The sequence below is a fragment of the Pseudoalteromonas sp. SWXJZ94C genome (assembly GCF_015864385.1).
GTDB lineage: Bacteria > Pseudomonadota > Gammaproteobacteria > Enterobacterales > Alteromonadaceae > Pseudoalteromonas.
The window spans coordinates 19845-39566 of the sequence record NZ_JADYXF010000041.1 but is presented as its reverse complement, the minus strand read 5'-3'; the positions used below and the strand labels follow the sequence as shown (position 1 = coordinate 39566).

At 37.3% G+C, this 19722-nt stretch carries 18 protein-coding genes; 12 read left to right on the top strand and 6 right to left on the bottom strand.

What is annotated here, in order from left to right:
* Positions 1-13: 13 nt before the first annotated feature.
* Positions 14-265, top strand: coding sequence for a lipoprotein (locus tag I6F65_RS16520; RefSeq protein ID WP_024612889.1), 252 nt, complete (start codon positions 14-16; stop codon positions 263-265).
* A gap of 78 nt (positions 266-343) precedes the next feature.
* On the opposite strand, the gene I6F65_RS16515 is transcribed toward I6F65_RS16520, so the two are convergent.
* From I6F65_RS16515 to I6F65_RS16505, 3 genes are all read right to left on the bottom strand, one after another.
* Positions 344-1696, bottom strand: a complete 1353-nt coding sequence (locus I6F65_RS16515; protein WP_024612888.1) for a hypothetical protein — start codon at positions 1694-1696, stop codon at positions 344-346.
* Positions 1697-1800: 104 nt separating this feature from the next.
* Entirely contained in the window at positions 1801-4251 is a 2451-nt protein-coding gene (locus I6F65_RS16510) for a TonB-dependent receptor (RefSeq protein WP_166113285.1), read from the bottom strand.
* A 1107-nt stretch (positions 4252-5358) separates the two neighbouring features.
* Positions 5359-5784 carry a hypothetical protein gene (locus I6F65_RS16505; RefSeq protein WP_197113974.1) on the bottom strand — a complete coding sequence of 142 codons (426 nt, stop codon included), beginning with the start codon at positions 5782-5784 and terminating at the stop codon, positions 5359-5361.
* Between the two features lie 341 nt (positions 5785-6125).
* Between I6F65_RS16505 and ccoN the strand changes: the two genes are divergently transcribed.
* The 11 genes from ccoN to ttcA all read left to right on the top strand — a co-directional run bounded on the left by ccoN (position 6126) and on the right by ttcA (position 16243).
* Positions 6126-7559 carry a cytochrome-c oxidase, cbb3-type subunit I gene (ccoN, locus tag I6F65_RS16500; protein WP_024594372.1) on the top strand — a complete coding sequence of 478 codons (1434 nt, stop codon included), beginning with the start codon at positions 6126-6128 and terminating at the stop codon, positions 7557-7559.
* A gap of 12 nt (positions 7560-7571) precedes the next feature.
* Positions 7572-8246 carry a cytochrome-c oxidase, cbb3-type subunit II gene (gene ccoO, locus I6F65_RS16495; RefSeq protein WP_010554062.1) on the top strand — a complete coding sequence of 225 codons (675 nt, stop codon included), beginning with the start codon at positions 7572-7574 and terminating at the stop codon, positions 8244-8246.
* A gap of 6 nt (positions 8247-8252) precedes the next feature.
* Positions 8253-8438 carry a cbb3-type cytochrome c oxidase subunit 3 gene (locus I6F65_RS16490; RefSeq protein ID WP_010554061.1) on the top strand — a complete coding sequence of 62 codons (186 nt, stop codon included), beginning with the start codon at positions 8253-8255 and terminating at the stop codon, positions 8436-8438.
* Complete coding sequence (gene ccoP, locus I6F65_RS16485) at positions 8435-9469, top strand: cytochrome-c oxidase, cbb3-type subunit III (protein WP_197113972.1); 1035 nt, start codon at positions 8435-8437, stop codon at positions 9467-9469. The genes I6F65_RS16490 and ccoP overlap by 4 nt, the downstream gene beginning before the upstream one ends.
* A 149-nt stretch (positions 9470-9618) precedes the next feature.
* Entirely contained in the window at positions 9619-10110 is a 492-nt protein-coding gene (locus I6F65_RS16480; protein ID WP_024610098.1) for a FixH family protein, read from the top strand.
* Positions 10111-10118: 8 nt separating this feature from the next.
* Positions 10119-12494, top strand: a complete 2376-nt coding sequence (locus I6F65_RS16475) for a heavy metal translocating P-type ATPase (RefSeq protein WP_197113970.1) — start codon at positions 10119-10121, stop codon at positions 12492-12494.
* Complete coding sequence (gene ccoS / locus I6F65_RS16470; RefSeq protein WP_002963071.1) at positions 12491-12658, top strand: cbb3-type cytochrome oxidase assembly protein CcoS; 168 nt, start codon at positions 12491-12493, stop codon at positions 12656-12658. Before I6F65_RS16475 ends, ccoS begins: the two co-directional genes overlap by 4 nt.
* A complete protein-coding gene (locus tag I6F65_RS16465) occupies positions 12651-13322 on the top strand; it encodes a sulfite exporter TauE/SafE family protein (protein WP_197113969.1) in 672 nt (223 codons plus the stop codon). Before ccoS ends, I6F65_RS16465 begins: the two co-directional genes overlap by 8 nt.
* A gap of 68 nt (positions 13323-13390) precedes the next feature.
* Positions 13391-14137 carry an FNR family transcription factor gene (locus I6F65_RS16460; protein WP_197113968.1) on the top strand — a complete coding sequence of 249 codons (747 nt, stop codon included), beginning with the start codon at positions 13391-13393 and terminating at the stop codon, positions 14135-14137.
* A gap of 94 nt (positions 14138-14231) precedes the next feature.
* Positions 14232-15158 carry a universal stress protein UspE gene (gene uspE / locus I6F65_RS16455; RefSeq protein ID WP_197113967.1) on the top strand — a complete coding sequence of 309 codons (927 nt, stop codon included), beginning with the start codon at positions 14232-14234 and terminating at the stop codon, positions 15156-15158.
* A gap of 170 nt (positions 15159-15328) precedes the next feature.
* On the top strand, positions 15329-16243 hold the full coding sequence (gene ttcA / locus I6F65_RS16450) for a tRNA 2-thiocytidine(32) synthetase TtcA (RefSeq protein WP_197113966.1): 915 nt from the start codon (positions 15329-15331) through the stop codon (positions 16241-16243).
* A gap of 68 nt (positions 16244-16311) precedes the next feature.
* On the opposite strand, the gene I6F65_RS16445 is transcribed toward ttcA, so the two are convergent.
* The 3 genes from I6F65_RS16445 to I6F65_RS16435 form a co-directional block, all read right to left on the bottom strand.
* Entirely contained in the window at positions 16312-17379 is a 1068-nt protein-coding gene (locus I6F65_RS16445) for a hypothetical protein (RefSeq protein ID WP_024610103.1), read from the bottom strand.
* A gap of 55 nt (positions 17380-17434) precedes the next feature.
* Positions 17435-18505 (bottom strand): hypothetical protein, encoded by a 1071-nt coding sequence (locus I6F65_RS16440; RefSeq protein WP_024610104.1) that lies wholly within the window; start codon positions 18503-18505, stop codon positions 17435-17437.
* A 634-nt stretch (positions 18506-19139) separates the two neighbouring features.
* Entirely contained in the window at positions 19140-19538 is a 399-nt protein-coding gene (locus tag I6F65_RS16435; protein WP_166113318.1) for a hypothetical protein, read from the bottom strand.
* Positions 19539-19722: the final 184 nt, after the last annotated feature.

Here is a 19722-nt window from a genome sequence, read left to right as displayed (position 1 = left end):
ATAGGATATAACAATGAAAAAACTCCTGATCATCGCAGCAACATTAAGTCTTGCAGCTTGCTCAAAAGTAAACTTAGAGAACTACGAAAAAGTTAAAATTGGTATGGACAAAACTGAAGTTGAAACAATTTTAGGTAGTGCTGATAACTGTGTAGAAAAAACCTTACATACAAACTGTGTTTGGGGCGATGAAGCTAAAAATATCGAAATCACTTTAGTATCAGATAAAGTAACTTTATACAGTAAGCATGGTTTAACCAAGTAATTTGATCTGTAAGTAACCTATTCAAAGATGGGTTACTATTACAAAAAAGGGGGATAGATTTTAATCTATCCCCCTTTTTTATTTATTAGAATAAATAAGCTCAATATTAACGATTTTACTACGGTTTAATGTAATTTTATAACGCTGATATAATTTTTTATCGTCTTCTGTTAATACTAAAACCATATTTAGTTGGTAACGCCTTTCAACGGCTTGCTTAGATATTTTGTTACTATCTAGATGGTATAACTTACCCTCACCACGTTTTAAATAACGAGCAAACGGCGCAAGGCTAAATTGTAGATTATGTTGTAGAGTATCGTAACCAGGTAAAAACTCTTTTGCTGTTACGCGAGTCTCACTGGCAAAATGAAGCCATTGCGCTGCTTGCTTATTTTGATGGCGTCTTTTTGAAAAAATAGATTTAACTTCTTTCGGTATTTTTTTAAACCGCGTGTATTCAAGCCAAATGAATTGGCTCGCTATTTTATCTTTCGTAATACTATTTTTGAACGTAAACCGCCATTTAGGTCGCCCTTGCACAATTGCGCGCCAGATAACTCGCGTTATATCCTCTTTAAATATTTCACGTAATCCGTAAATAACCCCTAAAATTAAAATAAGGGTGGCTGTAACCTCGGTAAAACTTGAGCGGGCATTTAATATTACCAACATCACAAAAGCCATTATAACGGCTGTTACAGTGCCTTTAACTAAACGCTTAAGGTAGCTATTCAAAAAGCGAGTTTGTCTCTGTAGTATAACCCCATGCTCAATTAAACGTTGTAACAAGCGCATTTTATTTGTTATTCGATTAGCGTCTTGTATGGTGGTTTCTGAATTGTAATTTTTGTCGCCACGATAGGTATTTTCATTTTTGCAAAACTGCAGTAAATCGTTACGTTCTTTTGCAAAGTCACTACTGCGCGGACCTTCATCTAAAAGCTTTAAAAATGACTGCTCAACATGCCAACTTAAATAGTTGTCAGCATTAGTAAAAAATGGGAGTAATTTTTCATCATCAGGTGTATAGCGGCGTAATTTTTTTAGTAACCCTTCACTTTGTTCATATACTTCATTTGCACGCTTAAAAAAGTCTTCAGCCTCATCAATTTTTAACGCATCTTTTATATCTGCATCGAGTGCTAAACGTACTTGATAGCAAAATAAATTCAGGTTCTGTCTGTAATCTTGTTGCTCGCCTTTGTTTTTACTAACAAAACGACTTCGCACTAAAGGCAAATGTATGTTGTTGGCGTTATAGGCTAAATGCGATTTGAAGTGGTTATTGAAATAAGATTCTTCAGTGAGCGTTTGCGGATTAATTCCCATTTCGTTCGGAATCGAAAAATACAGGTCAATACGCTGCTCAGAGCGAGGATTTAGCTCTGGTTCAATGACAAAAGATAAGTTTTCGTCTTGTTTTAACAATCAGTTCTCCTTCTAATATTCTTCTTAAGTGTACTTGCCTCCTACGTTTTGTTCAATAAAAAAGGCCCAGTAAATACTGAGCCTTAATAAGATTAATGTACTAATTAAAACTTATAGTTAACACTTGCAAATACACGTGAACCAATTACATCATAAACTTCTGGAACAGTACCCATATCGTTACCGCCTAAGACTTCTTCAGGCTCTTTATCAAATATGTTGTTCATACCACCAGTTAATCTTAATGCATCATTCAAGTTATAGCTCATTGAAATATCATGATAAATAACGTTGTCAGTGCTAAAGTTTTCACCGTAGTAATCACCATCCATACCACGAAGGAATCGTGCATTATAAAGAACATTTAATGAATCAGTGATATCGTAATTAACTGAAAGATTTGACTTTATTTTTGAGTAACCACCGATGTTTCCATCAATAGTACCTGTGTAATTAATGTCATCTTCTTCAAATTTAATTAAATACGTTGTATCAAGGTTTATACGGTAGTTATCAGCAGTGTAGCTAATATTCCAATCAACACCTGATGTTTTTTGAGAACCTACGTTAGTAAGTGCTGAGCTCAAGTTAGATAAATCACCTGCCTGCGTGATATTAACTGATGAACATGATTCTGCATCACCTGCAAAACAGTTATTCATTTCGTTTTGAACATCTAAACGCGTAATAGCATTCGTGATATCAAACTTCCAGTAATCTAAAGTACTTGATAGACCATCAGCTACTTCCCAAACCATACCGAAAGTAAATGAACGACTTTCTTCTGCTTGTAAATCGTTATCACTTGTATAGTTTACAAGTATTTGAGCATCTTGCTCATTGCCCCATGGATCAGCTAGGTAATCGTAAGAACCTGAGTTACCACCAAACAATTCAGCTACGTTAGGTGCTCTAAAGCCTGTTGCTAGTACAGAACGTACCATAAACTCATCAGTTACGTTCCACGTTGCGCCAAGCTTCCACGTTGTTTCGCCACCAAAAGTAGAGTAATTATCGTAGCGAGCTGCACCTTCTAAAGTAACGGTCTCAAATACTGGCATAGATGTTTCAAAGTAAACAGATTGTACTGAATAATCACCTTCAGTTGGATCCTGTTGTGCAGCTGTACTTTCACCCGCTTGAGTAATTAAATCCGGTGTGTAGTAACCGCTTTCAAAACGATTCTCAATACCGATAGCGTAACCAATATCACTTTCTGTCACTGCGCTGTAACCAGCTGAAAGGATAAACTGCTCGTTACCACCTTCGTTTGACTCAGTGTAAATTGAATCATTAGATGTTAATAAGCTACGATCTAAAGAATCACCGCTAAACCAAAGAGCTTGGTTTGCATAAATGCTTTCTTCAACTCGACTTGCATTAATTGAGTTTTGAACTGAATCTTTTGAGTCATTACGACCGTAAGTTGCACTTACATCCCAGCTTGCATCGTTATCTAATAAACCTTGTAATGCAACAGATACACGGTAAGTGTCAGTTTTTTGCTCATAAATACGAGGACCCGCATCAACCATTCTTCTTCTGTACTCTAAAGAGTCATCAAGAAGACCTGTGTCTGCATCGCGAAAGCTTTCAGTGTAAATTGAATCTAGGCTAGAAGTAGTTAAATCAATACTTGCTGGTTGTGGTGCAAGTTGCTGATTAGATTCACGGCGCGTGTACATCAAATCAACGTTAAAAGTAGTATCTGAATCTAACTCTTTATCATAGCTAGTAAATAAGCTGTATAACTCATTAGGAGTTTGAGCGTAGCTTGATGTTGTGAAATCGTAAGATGTCGTTCTATCTTCAAAAACGCCATTACCTTGGTAAGTTTTGCCATTAAGTGTTCCTTCAGGAATGAATGATGATTCACCTGGTGCAACAAATGTGCGGTCTGATTGAATTACTTCACCACGGTTTGAGTACTGAGCACCTATTACAAGGTTACCATCAGCAATGTTCATTCCATGTAATAAACTAACGCCGTAGTTATTGCCGTCACCTTTTGTAGTGCGACTGCCTTCAACATTAAGCTCTGAACCTTCAAAATCTTTCTTTGTAATAATGTTTACAACACCGGCAATGGCGTCAGAACCATATACTGCAGATGCACCATCTTTTAAGATTTCAATAGATTTGATCATTGCTACAGGAATGGTATTTAAATCAACAGACGAATCTGCACCAGTACCTGAAGAAACCATACGACGACCGTTTAGTAGTACTAACGTACGTTGTGAACCCATACCACGTAAGTTTACTGTTGCTGAACCGCCAGAACCATTATTACTTGAAGCGCCTAGGCTAATACCTGCCGCTGATGGCTGAGTTGAAAGAATGTCAGCAACCGATGTGAAACCACTTTTTGCGATAAAGTCATCACCAATAACCGTAATTGGGCTAGCAGATTCCATATCAGTACGATTAATACGTGAACCTGTTACCTGAATTTTTTCAATAGATTGTGCCGCTTCGTCAGCAGCGAGAACTTGCACACTTGAGAACATTGGGATTGCCGCGATTACAGCCAAACCAAGAGTTGATTTTTTCATGAATAGACCCTACTTGTTGGAAATTTACCTTTATTGGTAATGCTCACTTTTTATAAGAATTGTGAGTCAGGGGGGCAAGTTAGGCTCACTTAACTGAACGAAAACTTAACAATCGGTTGATTTGTGTCATCAACAAAAACGAAACAACCATTATAGGTACAAAGGTTACCACTTGTTTCAGTGTTAATTAATAAATACACCGTATATTCATGGTATTAAGATTAATTTGATACATATTAAAAACAGATGAAATCAAACTAGTACAGTTTGTGATTAAATGTAATTAATCGAACGTTGTACCAAATTTAGAAAAATTAACAACTTAATCACAGCGCATTATTAAAACCGTAAAACAAAATGTTAATTACTAACCATGTTTATTCATTAATACCGCTTAAATAGTCTGTTTTAACTGATTCTATGATTTTTACAGGGTGCTTTTTTGTTCAGTGAGGATTAAATATACACATTTTAAACCTTTGTAAATAAGCTCTATTAGACCTGCCGGACTGTGTTTATCTTTCAAGGTTAAATTTACGGGTGTGTTTTAATTTTTAGGCAGGCGAAGCCTATGCGTCATCACCTTTTATAAAGTTATTCCTTATAAATAGGAAATGACGGCGCAAAAAAGGTTAAACAAGCGTTGCCCGTAACCTCTAGGTGCAATTAACTATTTGGTGCTTAAATATAAAGTGAGGGACAAGCGTGAGCAGAATACATGCGCTTTGCTAGATTTTTCATGGGCGTAGCCAGTAGGGTAAGCATAAGAAGTTACCAAGCCTACCAGGATACAAATATCACGCTGCACCTTCCTTCTAAATTGAGAGTCAACACGCCCAAATATAAAAAGTAGTTTAAAGCAGTTAATATGACACGTAAGCGTTATCGCGGTATAAAATCATCTGTGTACTTTATCGCTAACTTTAGGCAAATGCTTTAATTTGAATGGAACGTTTTTATTAGCAGCTTTTATAAGCCATTTTTATCAAAAAATGACACCGCTTAAAATAACAACCTAAAAATACAGTGATCGAACCCAAAAGCCTGCCGTACAAATTTATGATATTAAAACTAGCAAAGGCGGATGAGCTTTATTAAGTTGGGTTTTTAATACGTTACGTAAAAATAATAGCTATGTACTTGCTCAAATTTGCTTACTTCGTCAATTACTGTGAGCTCTAAATTCCAAAGCATATTATTTTCGGAGCAAATCCCAACCATAGTGTCGCTTTGCCAAATATTACCCTGCTTTTTAAACTGCTGGGGAATGTAACCCATGTACATAGTGATACCTTTTAATTTAGCATCAGAAATATGTAATCCTTTTGGTAAATCGCTAAAGATTGTAAACGGCATTTCGGGTGAAAGCGTTTGATTACTTAACCATACTTTAACACCGCTTGAAAAAGTGCATGGTAAATTAGGCTTACATTGTGTATTTTTAAGCAGTTGAGTGTCGTCATTTTTGTAAAAATCACATGCTGTTAATATAAAAATCAGCATCACAAATAAACTTAACCTATATATAAACATAACAATTGCGCCATAAATAAAAGCAAATACTAATAATCGAGACTATAAATAACAAGTGCAAGTGTTACGATTAGAGCAAATTAGGCACAAACTGTATCAAAAAATAAACAACAAGCTCACAAAGTTTGATTGATGTCATAATATTATGTAATTGACCTATCTTTTTTAGGCCAAAAAATTTATCATTTCACCCGCAAAAATTAAGGGTTTCTCGAGTTTGTTTTCTGAAGCATTCATGCTTTGAACATTTTAGGCAACAAACTTGTGAAGTAATAGTAGGCCCCACTTTTTAAAGTGGGTAATTCATTTCTAAACGCATTTATTGCAGCGGAAGCCAGAAAATGAGCCAAACAGTAGCATCACAAACTGAGTATAACTATAAAGTTGTACGCCAATTCGCTATTATGACAGTGATTTGGGGCATCGTTGGCATGAGTATTGGGGTTCTGATTGCTGCCCAATTAGCTTGGCCAGCACTTAACTTTGATACACCATGGTTAACTTACTCTCGACTACGTCCGTTACACACGAACGCAGTAATTTTCGCATTTGGTACCAGTGCACTTTTTGCGACGTCTTATTACGTCGTACAACGTACTTGTCAAACGCGTCTTTTCTCAGACAAACTCGCCGCCTTTTCATTTTGGGGCTGGCAGCTAGTTATCGTATTAGCAGTAATAACGCTACCTTTAGGTATTACTAGCTCAAAAGAATATGCAGAACTTGAATGGCCAATCGATATTTTAATCGCTGTGGTTTGGATTGTTTACGCCGTTGTATTTTTTGGTACTTTAATTAAGCGTAAAGTGTCGCACATTTATGTTGCTAACTGGTTCTACGCTGGCTTTATTATTACTGTTGCAGTGCTTCATATTGTAAACAGCATGGCAGTGCCTGTGTCGTTAACTAAATCATACTCAATCTATGCAGGTGCGGTAGATGCGATGGTTCAGTGGTGGTACGGTCATAACGCTGTAGGTTTCCTACTTACTGCTGGTTTCTTGGGTATGATGTATTACTTTGTACCAAAACAAGCAGGTCGTCCAGTGTACTCATACCGTTTATCGGTAGTTCACTTTTGGGCGCTAATTTCATTATATATCTGGGCAGGTCCTCATCACCTTCACTACACAGCGCTTCCTGATTGGACGCAAAGTTTAGGTATGGTTATGTCTATTATCCTATTCGTACCGTCTTGGGGTGGTATGATCAACGGTATTATGACGCTATCTGGTGCGTGGCATAAACTACGTACAGACCCAGTATTACGTTTCTTAGTTGTTTCATTGTCTTTCTACGGTATGTCTACGTTTGAAGGTCCTATGATGGCAATTAAATCTGTAAATGCGTTATCTCACTACACAGATTGGACAATCGGTCACGTACACTCAGGTGCACTAGGCTGGGTTGCTATGATTTCAATTGGTGCTATTTACCACTTAATTCCTGCGTTATTCGCGCAAGGTCGCATGTATAGCGTTAAATTGGTTAATACCCACTTCTGGTTACACACTGTAGGTGTAGTTTTATACATCGTTGCAATGTGGATTTCAGGTGTAATGCAAGGTCTAATGTGGCGCGCAGTAAATGCTGACGGTACATTGATGTACAGCTTTGTGCAGTCTTTAGAAGCGTCGCATCCTTTCTATATCATGCGCTTTGTAGGCGGTGTATTCATCGTAACAGGTATGTTAGTTATGGCTTATAACGTTTACCGCACTATTTCAGCTGAGAAAGAATCTCTGAAACTAGACGCGCAAGCACAATTAGCATAACGGAGTGAGATGATGAGCAAGAAAAATTCACAAAACAAACATGAAATAGTAGAAAAGAACGTTGGCCTTATGGCTATTCTGACTGTTTTTGCTATTAGCTTCGGCGCGTTAGTTGAGATCACTCCGCTAATGTTTCAAGACGATACAACTAAACCAGTAGAGGGTTTACGCCCTCTTAACGCTTTAGAAATGGAAGGCCGTGATCTTTACGTGCGTGAAGGTTGTTCTAACTGTCACTCACAAATGATTCGTCCTTTTCGTGATGAAGTTGAGCGTTATGGTCACTACTCTGTAGCAGGCGAATCAGTATGGGATCATCCTTTTTTATGGGGTTCTAAACGTACTGGTCCTGACTTGGCTCGTGTTGGTAAGCGCTACTCGGACGATTGGCATTATGCTCACTTAGTTGATCCACGTGCTGTGGTTCCTGAGTCAAACATGCCAGGCTTTCCTTGGTTAGCAGAGAATACGGTTGATACAAGCCTTACTCTGAAAAAACTACAACTTTTCCGTGATACTTTTGCTATTAACCCAGAAAACCCAAAACATCCGGGTTTAGGTTATGGCGATGATGCAGAGCTTCAAGCAGATGTTGATAAAGTTAATGCTATGAATGATGGCAAAGGCGCAACAGAAATCCAAGCTCTCATCGCGTATTTACAGCAACTTGGTACCCACTTGAAGTAAAAAATTATGGATTACGGAACATACAGAGGCATTTTAACTCTGGTAATTTTAGTATTGTTTATTGTGATTGTTGCATGGGCATATAGCAAGCGAAGCAAAACTCGTTTTGACAGCGCTGCTAATGCCATTTTTGAAGATGAAAAAAAACATGACAACACGCTCTCTAACGAGGAAAAGGAGTCTGAAAAATGACTAGCTTTTGGAGTATTTGGGTTATTGTATTAACCCTTGCATGCTTATGCATCATCTTTGGCCTATTAGTTTGGAACTTAAAAAACTACGCAGGCGTAAAAGAAGGTGAAAGCTGTGGACATGAATTTGACGGCATTGAAGAGCTAAATAATCCACTACCAAAATGGTGGACTTACATGTTTTTCGCGACTTTTGTTTGGGCTGTATATTATCTAGCAGCTTACCCAGGTTTAGGTAACTGGGAAGGTTTAGGTAAATGGACTAGTTCTAATCAAGGTATTACGTCTTTAGCTGAATCTAAAAAAGCAGTTGCAGAGGCAAAAGCTGATGGTCGCTTTGTAAAACTTGATAAAGAGTACGAAGTTGCAGAAGAACGCTTTGGTCCTATTTTTAATAAACTTGCACAAGTACCCGTTTTAGATTTAGTTAACTCTAAATTTGAAGGTGATGCAGCGCAGCAAGTAGCGCTTGATAGTGGTAATAAACATGAGCAAACAGATGGTCAAGTAGCCATTGAAATTGGTCAGCGTTTATTTTCACAAAACTGTGCGCAATGTCATGGCTCTGATGCACGTGGTGGTACCGGCTTCCCTAACCTAACTGATAAAGATTGGTTATATGGCGGAACACCTGACAAAATTAAAGAAACACTTCTTTATGGTCGTATTGCAGCAATGCCAGCTTGGGGGCCTGCTCTTGGCGAACAAGGCGTTAAAGAAATGACAGCACATGTGCTGAGCCTTTCTGGTCGTACTGTTAACCAAAAAGATGCAGCCGCAGGTGCAGCTAAATTTGCAATGTGTGCCGCATGTCACGGTGCTGACGGTAAAGGGTCGGTTGCACATAACCTACCGTTTGGCGCGCCTAACCTGACTGATAACATTTGGTTATACGGTGGTTCTCAACGCGTTGTTGAAGAAACACTAAACCACGGTCGTGCTGGTGTAATGCCTGCATGGAAAGACATTTTAGGTGAAGATAAAATTCACCTGTTAACGGCTTACGTGTACAGCTTATCGCAAGATAAATGAGCAAGTAGTTAACAAAGTGTTTATAAATTAATTTATTTAATTCAATAGATTAATCCAGATCAAAAAAGCCTCCACTGTGAGGCTTTTTTTTAGTCTTTTACGTATAATTCCTATAAAATGAGCCTTCCTAAACTAATTTTAGAGACACTATGCAACCTACTCCGTGGTATAAAAATTTTTGGCCTTGGTTTTTAATCTTTTTTCCGTTAGTTGCCATTATTGGCTGTATTAGCTTATTTATTACGGCTATAGGTAACGGTCCAGATATGGTTGTTGACGACTATTACAAAAAAGGTAAAGCGATAAACTTAGAACTTACTAAGTTCGAAAAAGCAAAAGCACTTTATTTACATGGCGACTTAAATGTCACTAACGAACGTGTAAGCTTTAAATTTACCAAAGGCGACACCAGTAATATACATGCATTAAAACTATCTTTTTATCATCGTACAATTAAAGCACATGACTTTGAAGCAACACTTACACCTAATGCCAATCAAGAATTTACCGCATTACTTGATAAGTATACGCAAGGTGCCTACTCAGTATTTATTGAGCCAGTAGACGGCAGCTGGAAACTAAAAGAAAACATTATTCTACCAACGGAAGAAACCGTTTTAGTTAATCCTAACTATAAGTAGTCATAACTATGTCTAACTCATGTTTTCATTGCCTTGAGAGTGTGCCAAACGGATTTAGTGCAAGCGTTATAATTGACGATAAAGCTCAGCCAATGTGTTGCATTGGCTGCCAAGCTGTTGCGCAAAATATTGTTGACCAAGGTATGACCGATTATTATAAATATCGAACAGTTCGTGCCGGAAAGGTCGAACAGTTGGTACCTGAACAACTCGCATTTATAAAAAGTTATGACAACGAAGACATTCAAGACGAATTTATAGCTACTAACGATAATATCTCAGAGGTATTATTAAGCGTTGAAGGTATAACCTGCGCCGCTTGTGCATGGCTTATCGAAAAGCAACTCTTAAACTTAAACACAGTAAAACGTGTTGATGTAAACACATCGACCAACCGCGCGATGATTCAATGGGACAAAACCAGCACCCCATTGAGTGAAATTATTACCGCACTTGCCAAAATTGGTTATAAAGCCTACCCATTTCAATCAGATATTGAAGCACAACAAAAACAGCAAACTGCAAAAGCCTATATTCGCCGTTTAGGTGTTGCAGGTTTAATGACCATGCAAGTAATGATGTTTGCATTTGCCATGTACTTTGGCATGTTTTCAGGCATGGATAGCAATTTTGAACAGTATTTTAGATGGATAAGTTTAATACTTGCATCTCCGGTTGTTTTATACAGCGCACTGCCCTTTTTAACCAATGCAATAAATGGCTTAAAAGCAAAGCAACTCAATATGGACTTACCCGTATCGCTCGCTATTTTTGGCGCATTTGGTGCCAGTTGTTACGCCACATTTATGCAAGTGGGCGAGGTCTATTTTGAATCTGTGTGTATGTTTACTTTTTTGCTGTTACTGGGCAAATACCTTGAATTTAGAGCGCGTTTAAAAGCCAGTGAATTTACTGCAAACTTACAAAAACTATTGCCATTAACAGCGCGTACCATTAACGAAAGTGGCAAAGAGCTTATAATTGCGGCTAAAAAACTAAAACTTAATGACGTAGTACTTATTAAAGCGGGTGAAACAATTCCTGCCGATGGCGAACTTATTAAAGGTAAAACCACTGTTGATGAGTCGATGATGACAGGCGAACATCAGCCAGTAACTAAATTTATTGGTCATAATGTTTATGCTGGTTGCGTTAACCACGACGGCGTTATTGAAATAAAAATTAATAAAATTGGTCAAAATACGCTTTTAAATCAAATTATACGCTTGCAACATAATGCATTAACTAAACGCCCTAAACTGGTTGAAATTACAGATAAAGTTGCGCAATGGTTTATAGCGTGTCTGCTTATATTTGCTTCACTTACAGCTATAGGCTGGTACCAAATTGATCCTGAACACGCATTTTGGATTACCATTTCGGTTTTAGTTGCTACCTGCCCGTGTGCGCTGAGCTTAGCTATACCTACCGCACTTACATGTGCGGTGGCAACGCTTACTCGCAAAGGTGTATTGATAAAACAAGCGCATGTGCTCGAAACACTCTCACAAATTACTTTATTTGCATTTGATAAAACGGGCACGCTTACGCAAGGTAAATTTAGCCTTGATGAAGTAGATATAATCGATAAACAGTATACAAAAGCGCAAGTGCTAGAAATGGCAGCCATGCTAGAGCGTTATTCTGAGCACCCTATCGCCAGTGCATTTGATGAGTTTACGCCAGCTCACCGCAGTCTTAATAACGTTGAAGTACATCCAGGACTGGGAATTAGCGCACAAGATGCAATTAATCATTACGCAATTGGTAAAAGTGGTTGGTTTGATAGCAAAAAATCGAATGCACAAGCAAGCTTGTATATAAATAAACAAGTTGTTGCACGTTTTTACTTTGTTGATAAAGTGAAAAGCGATGCTAAAAAGCTTATAGACTCACTTCAATCGCAAAACTTAACGTGTCACATGTTAACCGGTGACGCGTCAGATGCTGGGCAAAAAGTAGCTAAGCAACTTAAACTTGAAAGTGTGCAATTTGGATGTTCTCCACAAGATAAACAAACCGCCGTTGAGCAATGGTCTTCACAAAACGAAGTGGTTGCAATGGTTGGTGATGGTGTAAACGACAGCCCGGTATTTGCCAGTGCGCATTTATCTATTGCTATGGAAACCGGTGCAGACATATCAAAAAATAGCGCCGATGTAGTGCTTCTTAATAGCGATTTAGTCTCCATTGGTCACTTACTTAATGTAGCAAAACAAACCAGACGTATTATTAAGCAAAACCTTGCGCTGTCTTTATTGTATAATGCTTCCATATTACCATTGGCAGCGTTGGGCTTAGTTGCTCCTTGGATGGCTGTTATTGGCATGTCTGCCAGCTCAATTATTGTGATTAGTAATTCACTAAGGCTATTAAAGTTATGAGCATAATTTACATTTTGATCCCTATCGCCATTTTATTCGTCATTATTGCTATTGGTGTTTTCTTTTGGGCAGTGAAAAGCGAGCAGTTTTCAGATTTAAACAAGCAAGGTCATAGTATTTTGTTTGAAGACGACAAAGAGCAACATAACAAAAGTAATGATTGACCCTCTTTATACCAGCGCATTTTTAATGGGACTAATCGGTAGCGGTCATTGCATTGCTATGTGTGGTGGTATTGCCAGCTCATTACAACTAGCAAGTGACAAACGTAAAACATTTACCTATTCATTTGCTTATAATGTTGGACGTGCACTGAGCTATATGGCTGCAGGCGCACTTGTTGCTGGTATTAGCAGCCAATTTGCTAGGCAAAATACCTCTTTTTCTTTAATGCTTTCATTCATTGCAGCTATTTTTATGCTCCTCGTTGGCGTTTATATAATGCGCTTAGGGCCTACCTTACAATGGTTAGAAAAAGCTGGTAAAACTTTAGTCTGGCAACACATTGTTAAGCTTAATAAATATTTAATGCCTATAAATTCTCCTTTTAAAGCCCTAGCTTATGGTGCTTTGTGGGGATGGCTGCCTTGTGGACTTGTATATTCTGCGCTTACATGGGCGATGACTAGTCCAAGCGCTTTAGATGGCGCTTTAGTCATGCTTTGCTTTGCACTGGGTACTTTTCCCGCGATGATCACGTTAGGCGTTACCGCACAAAAACTAAATAGTATTATTAACCATCCATGGACCCGAATTGTATTAGGCAGTGTTATAATTTGGTATGGTATCTACTTATTGATTATTGCAACTGACAAGCTGGTACATTAACCTATTCGCAGTATTAACCTTTCAAGGTTATTTTGCAGTCGTGTATAAAAATTTAAACGGATTAAATTATGGATTTTTCTCAAAGTCGCGCTAAAGGTAATTGTGCTATTAGCTGTAATAACTGCAGTATTAGCCAATTGTGTTTGCCATTTTCACTTAATGGCCAAGAAATGGACAAGCTTGACCAAATTATTGAGCGAAAAAAACCACTCCATAAAGGCGACTACCTATTTGAATCAGGCGCACCTTTACAAGCTATTTATGCGGTACGTTCAGGCTCATTTAAATCGTACACGCTATCTGAGCAAGGTGATGAGCAGATTACAGGCTTTCATTTAGCGGGCGACTTAGTTGGCTTTGACGCGATAAGTAAAATGGCGCACCAGAGTTTTTCACAAGCACTCGAAACCTCAATGGTATGTGAAATCCCATTTGATACCCTTGACGAACTTGCTGGTAAGTTACCAAAGCTTCGCCAACAAATAATGCGTTTAATGAGTAGCGAGATTACTTACGATCAAGAAATGCTGTTATTACTTAATAAAAAATCAGCAGAAGAACGCTTAGCTAGTTTTATTTATAACTTATCGGAGCGTTTTGGTGAGCGTGGTTTTTCGCGTAAAGAATTTAGATTTACAATGACTCGTGGCGAAATTGGTAATTACTTAGGTCTAACTGTAGAAACGATTAGCCGTTTATTAAGTCGTTTTCAAAAAGCTGACTTAATAAAAGTAGAAGGTAAGTTTATTACTATTTTAGATAATGATGCTCTGGCTAAAACCGCAGCAATAGTTAAACCTCGTCAAATTAAATAGTTTGATTTAGAACAACAATTTATATGCTACCCCTTTAACTGTTTTGTATTTAAGTTACACTAAAAGTACACCCGTTAAGTAAATGGAGTAGCATATGAACACTATTAAACGCATTATTGCGGTTATCGACCCCACCAAAGATGATCAACACGGTTTAGCACGTTCAATAGATTTAGCTAAAAAATCTGGCGCAAGTATTACCGCCTTTATGACGGTTTACGACTTCTCTTACGAAATGACGACTATGTTATCTGGCGATGAACGCGAAGCAATGCGCGATGCCGTTCTAAAAGATCGTGAACTATGGCTAAAAGATTTAATCTCTCCTTTTAAAGACATTAATATTGAAACCCAAGTGGTTTGGCATAATCGTCCTTACGAAGCCATAATTGATACTGTAATTGAGCAAAAATACGATTTAGTAATTAAAAGCACACACCAACATGGTGCACTTAAATCAGTTATTTTTACCCCAACAGACTGGCATTTAGTGCGTAAGTGCCCCGCTCCAGTATTATTTGTGAAAGAAATGGCGTGGCCAGCACATGGTAATATTTTAGCTGCAGTAAATGCAGTAAGTGAAAATGAAGAGCATATAGCACTCAATAAACGTATTATCAAAGATGCACAATTTTTATGTGAACTTGCCAACGCAAAACTTAATTTAGTTAATGCCTATCCTGCAACTCCTATTAATATTGCCATCGAAATTCCTGAGTTTAACCCAGGACTTTACAACGAATCAGTTAAAAAGCATCATCATGAATCAACCAATGCACTTGCTGCAGAGTTTAATTTAAACCCAGAGCAATGTTTTATTGAAGAAGGTCTGCCAGAGGATGTAATCCCTGATGTAGCGAAGCGGTTAAATAGCGAATTAGTTGTTATTGGTACCGTAGGTCGCACGGGCTTAAGTGCTGCTCTTGTAGGTAATACAGCAGAGCATGTAATTGATAGCCTAGACTGTGATGTACTGGCACTCAAACCCGATGGTTACGTGAGCCCTATGGCAAAGGATTAATTTTAAGCTTTATGTGCAAGTTATAAGCGAGTTATTTTTACGTGTTAATAAGGCATGTTTAAATCAATTTTAATTACATCCTAAACTCGCATATTCAGGTGGTTTGGGTATAATACGCCCCTTTATTTTTAGCAAATAACTTTGCTGTATTGTTTTACTAGGGGGCGTAATTGTCACACTCAGATCAAGCTAAAGCTCAATTTAACTTAAATAAGCTGCAAAAGCGTTTACGTCGCCAAACTGGTCAAGCCGTTATGGACTTCAATATGATTGAAGAAGGTGACCGCATAATGGTATGCCTTTCGGGCGGCAAAGATAGCTACACCATGCTCGAAATGCTTCAGCACTTAAAGCGTGTTGCTCCTATCAATTTTGATCTATTTATTGTAAATCTTGATCAAAAACAGCCTGGCTTTCCTGAGCATGTTTTACCCCAGTATCTTGATAAATTGAAAGTTGAATACAAAATTGTAGAAGAAGATACCTACAGCATTGTTACTGATATTATTCCTGAAGGTAAAACAACCTGCTCACTTTGCTCACGCTTACGCCGTGGTATTTTATACCGCACAGCAAAAGAATTAGGTGCGACTAAAATAGCCCTTGGTCATCATCGCGATGACATGATTGAAACATTGTTTTTAAATATGTTTTACGGCGGAAAACTAAAAAGTATGCCCGCTAAATTGATGAGCGATAACGGTGAGCACATGGTTATTCGTCCACTTGCATACTGTAAAGAAAGCGATATAAGCCAATATGCATTTGCACAAGGTTACCCTATTATTCCGTGTAACCTGTGTGGCTCACAAGAAAACCTACAACGTAAACATACAAAAGTAATGTTAGCTAAATGGGATGCAGAGCATCCTGGGCGTATCGAAAGTATTTTTACAGCAATCCAAAACGTAGTACCTTCACATTTGGCTGACGCTGATTTATTTGATTTTAAGAATTTACAAACCGGTGAAGTAATTGATGGTGGCGATATAGCCCTTGATAAACCAGATATTCCTAAAGTACCTGTTAATAGTGAACCTGATGAACAAGATACTCCAAGCGTAGTAACTATAAATCTAAGCTAACTATAATTAAGGGTTTGTATTTATATACAAACCCTCAAAATATACCAATTCAGTATTAAATTTTATTTTTAACTCTCAGCTAAACCTTGTAAAAACTCCAGACTTAACTTTTCTTGTGCATTAGCCTGATATGGTAACTGTTGCAAGCTATCGTATGCAAAATCATCAATATCAAACTCACTAACTTCACTATTACCAAAGCTATTTAGCTCACCTGGACTTGGTGACATTCTTTCAATAACAAAATCACTCAAGCGCATATCTGTAATACCTTGTGGTAGTACCGACCAATGAGCTTTTAAAGAAAGTGTTTGGCTTCCCTTAGTAAGCCGCTCTTTAGCAACTAAATGAGCAAGCGGTGTATTACCACTGTATAAATTTGCTCTTACACGATACAAACCGCTTTTTATAACCGTTAAGTTAGCTGGCACAATCATGTTTTCGTTTTGTGCATATGCATTTTCAAATCCAGTTAACGTTGCACTTGGTGGCATGTATTGAATTTGCGCTACAACAGGTACTTTTTTATCTGCTATATCAGCTTCTATAAATAGTTGCAAATTGCGAGGATAATCTTCTTCTCCCTTAAAAGTAATGCTTACCTCGTCATCACTTGCAGTCGCTTTATTCGTTCGCAGCACTTTTTTAGTATCAGTATTAGAAAGCTCAACAACTACCTTACCAAGACCTTGCCCACTGACGTTTAATATTATTTCTTCTGGGTATGTAAAACGGTACTGCTTAAGACTAACAGTTAAAGCACCACCGTTTTCATCAATAGGACTCGACACAGGATAAAACAAATTTGGTTTTAATCTATCTTCATCTAAAGGGCTTAGTGGTTGAGAATAAGGAGGAAACTTAAGTGCACTCTCGTATTGCATTACTACCTGTTCAGCTGCTTGTGCTAAATCTTCATTAAATGCAATTTGCTGTTTCGACACTTGTTTTGGCTTTTTAGCTTTTGGTAAGTCAATTGGTATAACTTTAGCTGGGGTTATATCAAAATCACTTGGTATTTTTTTTACAGGCGTAATTGAAAGCTCGGTTAATTTCTCAGAACCATTTTTAGTTGTAAACCACAGCGTAAATAAAACAGCGCTAATAATTAAAGCTACCGTATAAAATTTTTTCATTTTGATATTTCATTCTTTTATAAGGCGTATAGTTTTTCACTACACGCCTTGTATGTTATGGGATCACATTATAAATAAGTGCCGATGCACTTAAGTTATTTGAATCTTTTATGTAACGATACTGTTTTTTCCAAAACCAAGTGCCTGTGGTTTCATCAAACGTTTCAAACTCTACAGTATTATTTTCTACATCTACGTTATTCATAGCGATTGTTACATTACCTTTGCGCTCAGCATTATGAATCTCATTGTGGCTGTAACTTTCACTCATCATCATAGGGTAGTGATTCGACATAAAGCTATTGACGGCATCACCCTGTGACTGTAATCGACCATCAGTATCAATACTGCTATTACAACTACCAAATGCTTTTGCTGAACTCGCCCCACAAGATGAATGTGATGCAACAACCGAATCATCATTCCCTTTTAAAAAACCACCCGTTAAACCCAAATATGCATTTCCATCGGCAACAAAGCGTAAACGTGGCGTACGTGCATCTGGGAATGGTGAAATTTTACGTGCATTGTTTACTTTTAAATCGTGTAATACACCAACAGCTTCGGTTACATCACTTCCTAGCCACCATTTGAGTGCAGCATCGACTGCAAAGTTCCATGATGCGCCAGTTAAAGCACTCACAGCTACATCGGCAAGCTCACTTCCCCCACCAGCACCGGCTAGATCAAAGGTTGCTACAATATTAAGTGGCTCTAATCCTTCGTTTTCTAACCAGTTTTCTTGGTTATCAATAATATGGCGAGCAATTAGGTCGCCCGTTGAATGTGTTACAAAAACACAGCCATCACTACACAAATTAGAGCTTGATATTTGTTTTAATTTTGGCCAAACCCAATCGGTTGCAATTTTGCCTTCTACACGTTCGTAAGCAGGCCAATCAATGCGTTCATCTGCTCGATTATTCCAATACGATTGCCAATATGCTTCGCCATCGTTAACGACATTACTATCTGATTTATTTGTTATTTGCGAGGTCTGTAAACCATGAATTAATATAATTTTGTAATCTTTACTCGCTGCAGAAAAGCTCATTAGCATAGCAAGCCCCGCACCAATTAAATGGCTTGGCTTTATTAATGTGTGTGTGCGTTTTTTGTTGTTCATACAATTCCTTAATGTCGCGTATATAAAATATCATTTTTATTTAAGGTATTCATGTTTAGCCCGCATAAACCTGTCAGTGTCAGTTCGAGCACTCACCAGTATTAGGAACAAAAAACAAAAATGCAACAATTTATTATCATTTAACTTTACTAAATATTTTACTAAATTATAAACAGTAAGTTAAAGCAACATAGTTGCGATATTCGAAATTATACCTATCTGCTTAAATATGAGTTTATTTAACGTCGTTATCGGGTGATTTAATTCGTAAAATTGTTCAAATACTTATACTAGTTGATATTACACATATATGAAAAATGATGTTAACTACCAGCCAAAACAGCGTAATTGATTTGATAAATAGCTTGATGAATGGATTAATAATTTAATACATATTTATAGAGGTGTATTTTTTGGATAAACTGATATGAATTAAATACCCAGTTAATAAATTTTACTTACTAAAAAAGGTATTACTCAATACCTTGAGCACCTTTTTAAAAGAAATTTATATAGTTAATTATTATTTAACTTCGTGAGGAGAGTAACCGAAATGAAAATATTTAGTTTTAAAAATAAAAAGATCGAGCAAGTTTGCTTGATCTTAAATTACGACAAATAATAGCTAACTTAATTAAAAGTATAAGCTTTCTATTGTTTCACCACCAATTTTAACATCACATTTGTCGCCAGATTTTGAGTTTGATGATTGAATTGCACCTGCTACGGCACCAAAAATACCAGCTTTACTACCCAGCACAGAACCAAAGTAACAGTAGCTTGAAATATTAACGCCTTGGTAATCACTCGCTAAGTTTAATTTTGGTGTATATGGAGGAAAGCGCCCTTTCAATAATGGATCTCCATTTACTGTAAGCTGCACTTCTTTTCGCTTTTCATCATACTGACCTCCAAACACATATACTTTACCTTGGTATGAAACTGTTTTATCTTGTGCTTGAATCGGTGGTGTTGAACCGCAACCAGCTAAGGCGAGTAAAGGCAGAGTACTGATTAATATTTTTTTTAGCATCACTGAAAGAATTTCCATATAAGTTAACTGAATAAAAAATATACCCTAAAGAATGTTAACTTTCAATAAATTACTCATAGTGAAGTGTATTCTTTATTTAACTAACCTTTCACTAAATCTACGGTTATTATTAAAATTAAAACACGAAATTTCATATAAATTTGTTACTTACTAGGTAACATCT

Bases quoted from the DNA above. Each gene is read 5' to 3' on its own strand.
- I6F65_RS16445 (WP_024610103.1), bottom strand. From the start codon at position 17,379: ATGAAAAAATTTTATACGGTAGCTTTAATTATTAGCGCTGTTTTATTT.
- ccoN (WP_024594372.1), top strand. From the start codon at position 6,126: ATGAGCCAAACAGTAGCATCACAAACTGAGTATAACTATAAAGTTGTA.
- uspE (WP_197113967.1), top strand. From the start codon at position 14,232: ATGAACACTATTAAACGCATTATTGCGGTTATCGACCCCACCAAAGAT.
- I6F65_RS16465 (WP_197113969.1), top strand. From the start codon at position 12,651: ATGATTGACCCTCTTTATACCAGCGCATTTTTAATGGGACTAATCGGT.
- I6F65_RS16520 (WP_024612889.1), top strand. From the start codon at position 14: ATGAAAAAACTCCTGATCATCGCAGCAACATTAAGTCTTGCAGCTTGC.
- I6F65_RS16435 (WP_166113318.1), bottom strand. From the start codon at position 19,538: ATGCTAAAAAAAATATTAATCAGTACTCTGCCTTTACTCGCCTTAGCT.
- I6F65_RS16475 (WP_197113970.1), top strand. From the start codon at position 10,119: ATGTCTAACTCATGTTTTCATTGCCTTGAGAGTGTGCCAAACGGATTT.
- I6F65_RS16505 (WP_197113974.1), bottom strand. From the start codon at position 5,784: ATGTTTATATATAGGTTAAGTTTATTTGTGATGCTGATTTTTATATTA.
- ccoS (WP_002963071.1), top strand. From the start codon at position 12,491: ATGAGCATAATTTACATTTTGATCCCTATCGCCATTTTATTCGTCATT.
- I6F65_RS16490 (WP_010554061.1), top strand. From the start codon at position 8,253: ATGGATTACGGAACATACAGAGGCATTTTAACTCTGGTAATTTTAGTA.
- ccoO (WP_010554062.1), top strand. From the start codon at position 7,572: ATGAGCAAGAAAAATTCACAAAACAAACATGAAATAGTAGAAAAGAAC.
- I6F65_RS16460 (WP_197113968.1), top strand. From the start codon at position 13,391: ATGGATTTTTCTCAAAGTCGCGCTAAAGGTAATTGTGCTATTAGCTGT.
- I6F65_RS16440 (WP_024610104.1), bottom strand. From the start codon at position 18,505: ATGAACAACAAAAAACGCACACACACATTAATAAAGCCAAGCCATTTA.
- I6F65_RS16480 (WP_024610098.1), top strand. From the start codon at position 9,619: ATGCAACCTACTCCGTGGTATAAAAATTTTTGGCCTTGGTTTTTAATC.
- I6F65_RS16510 (WP_166113285.1), bottom strand. From the start codon at position 4,251: ATGAAAAAATCAACTCTTGGTTTGGCTGTAATCGCGGCAATCCCAATG.
- ccoP (WP_197113972.1), top strand. From the start codon at position 8,435: ATGACTAGCTTTTGGAGTATTTGGGTTATTGTATTAACCCTTGCATGC.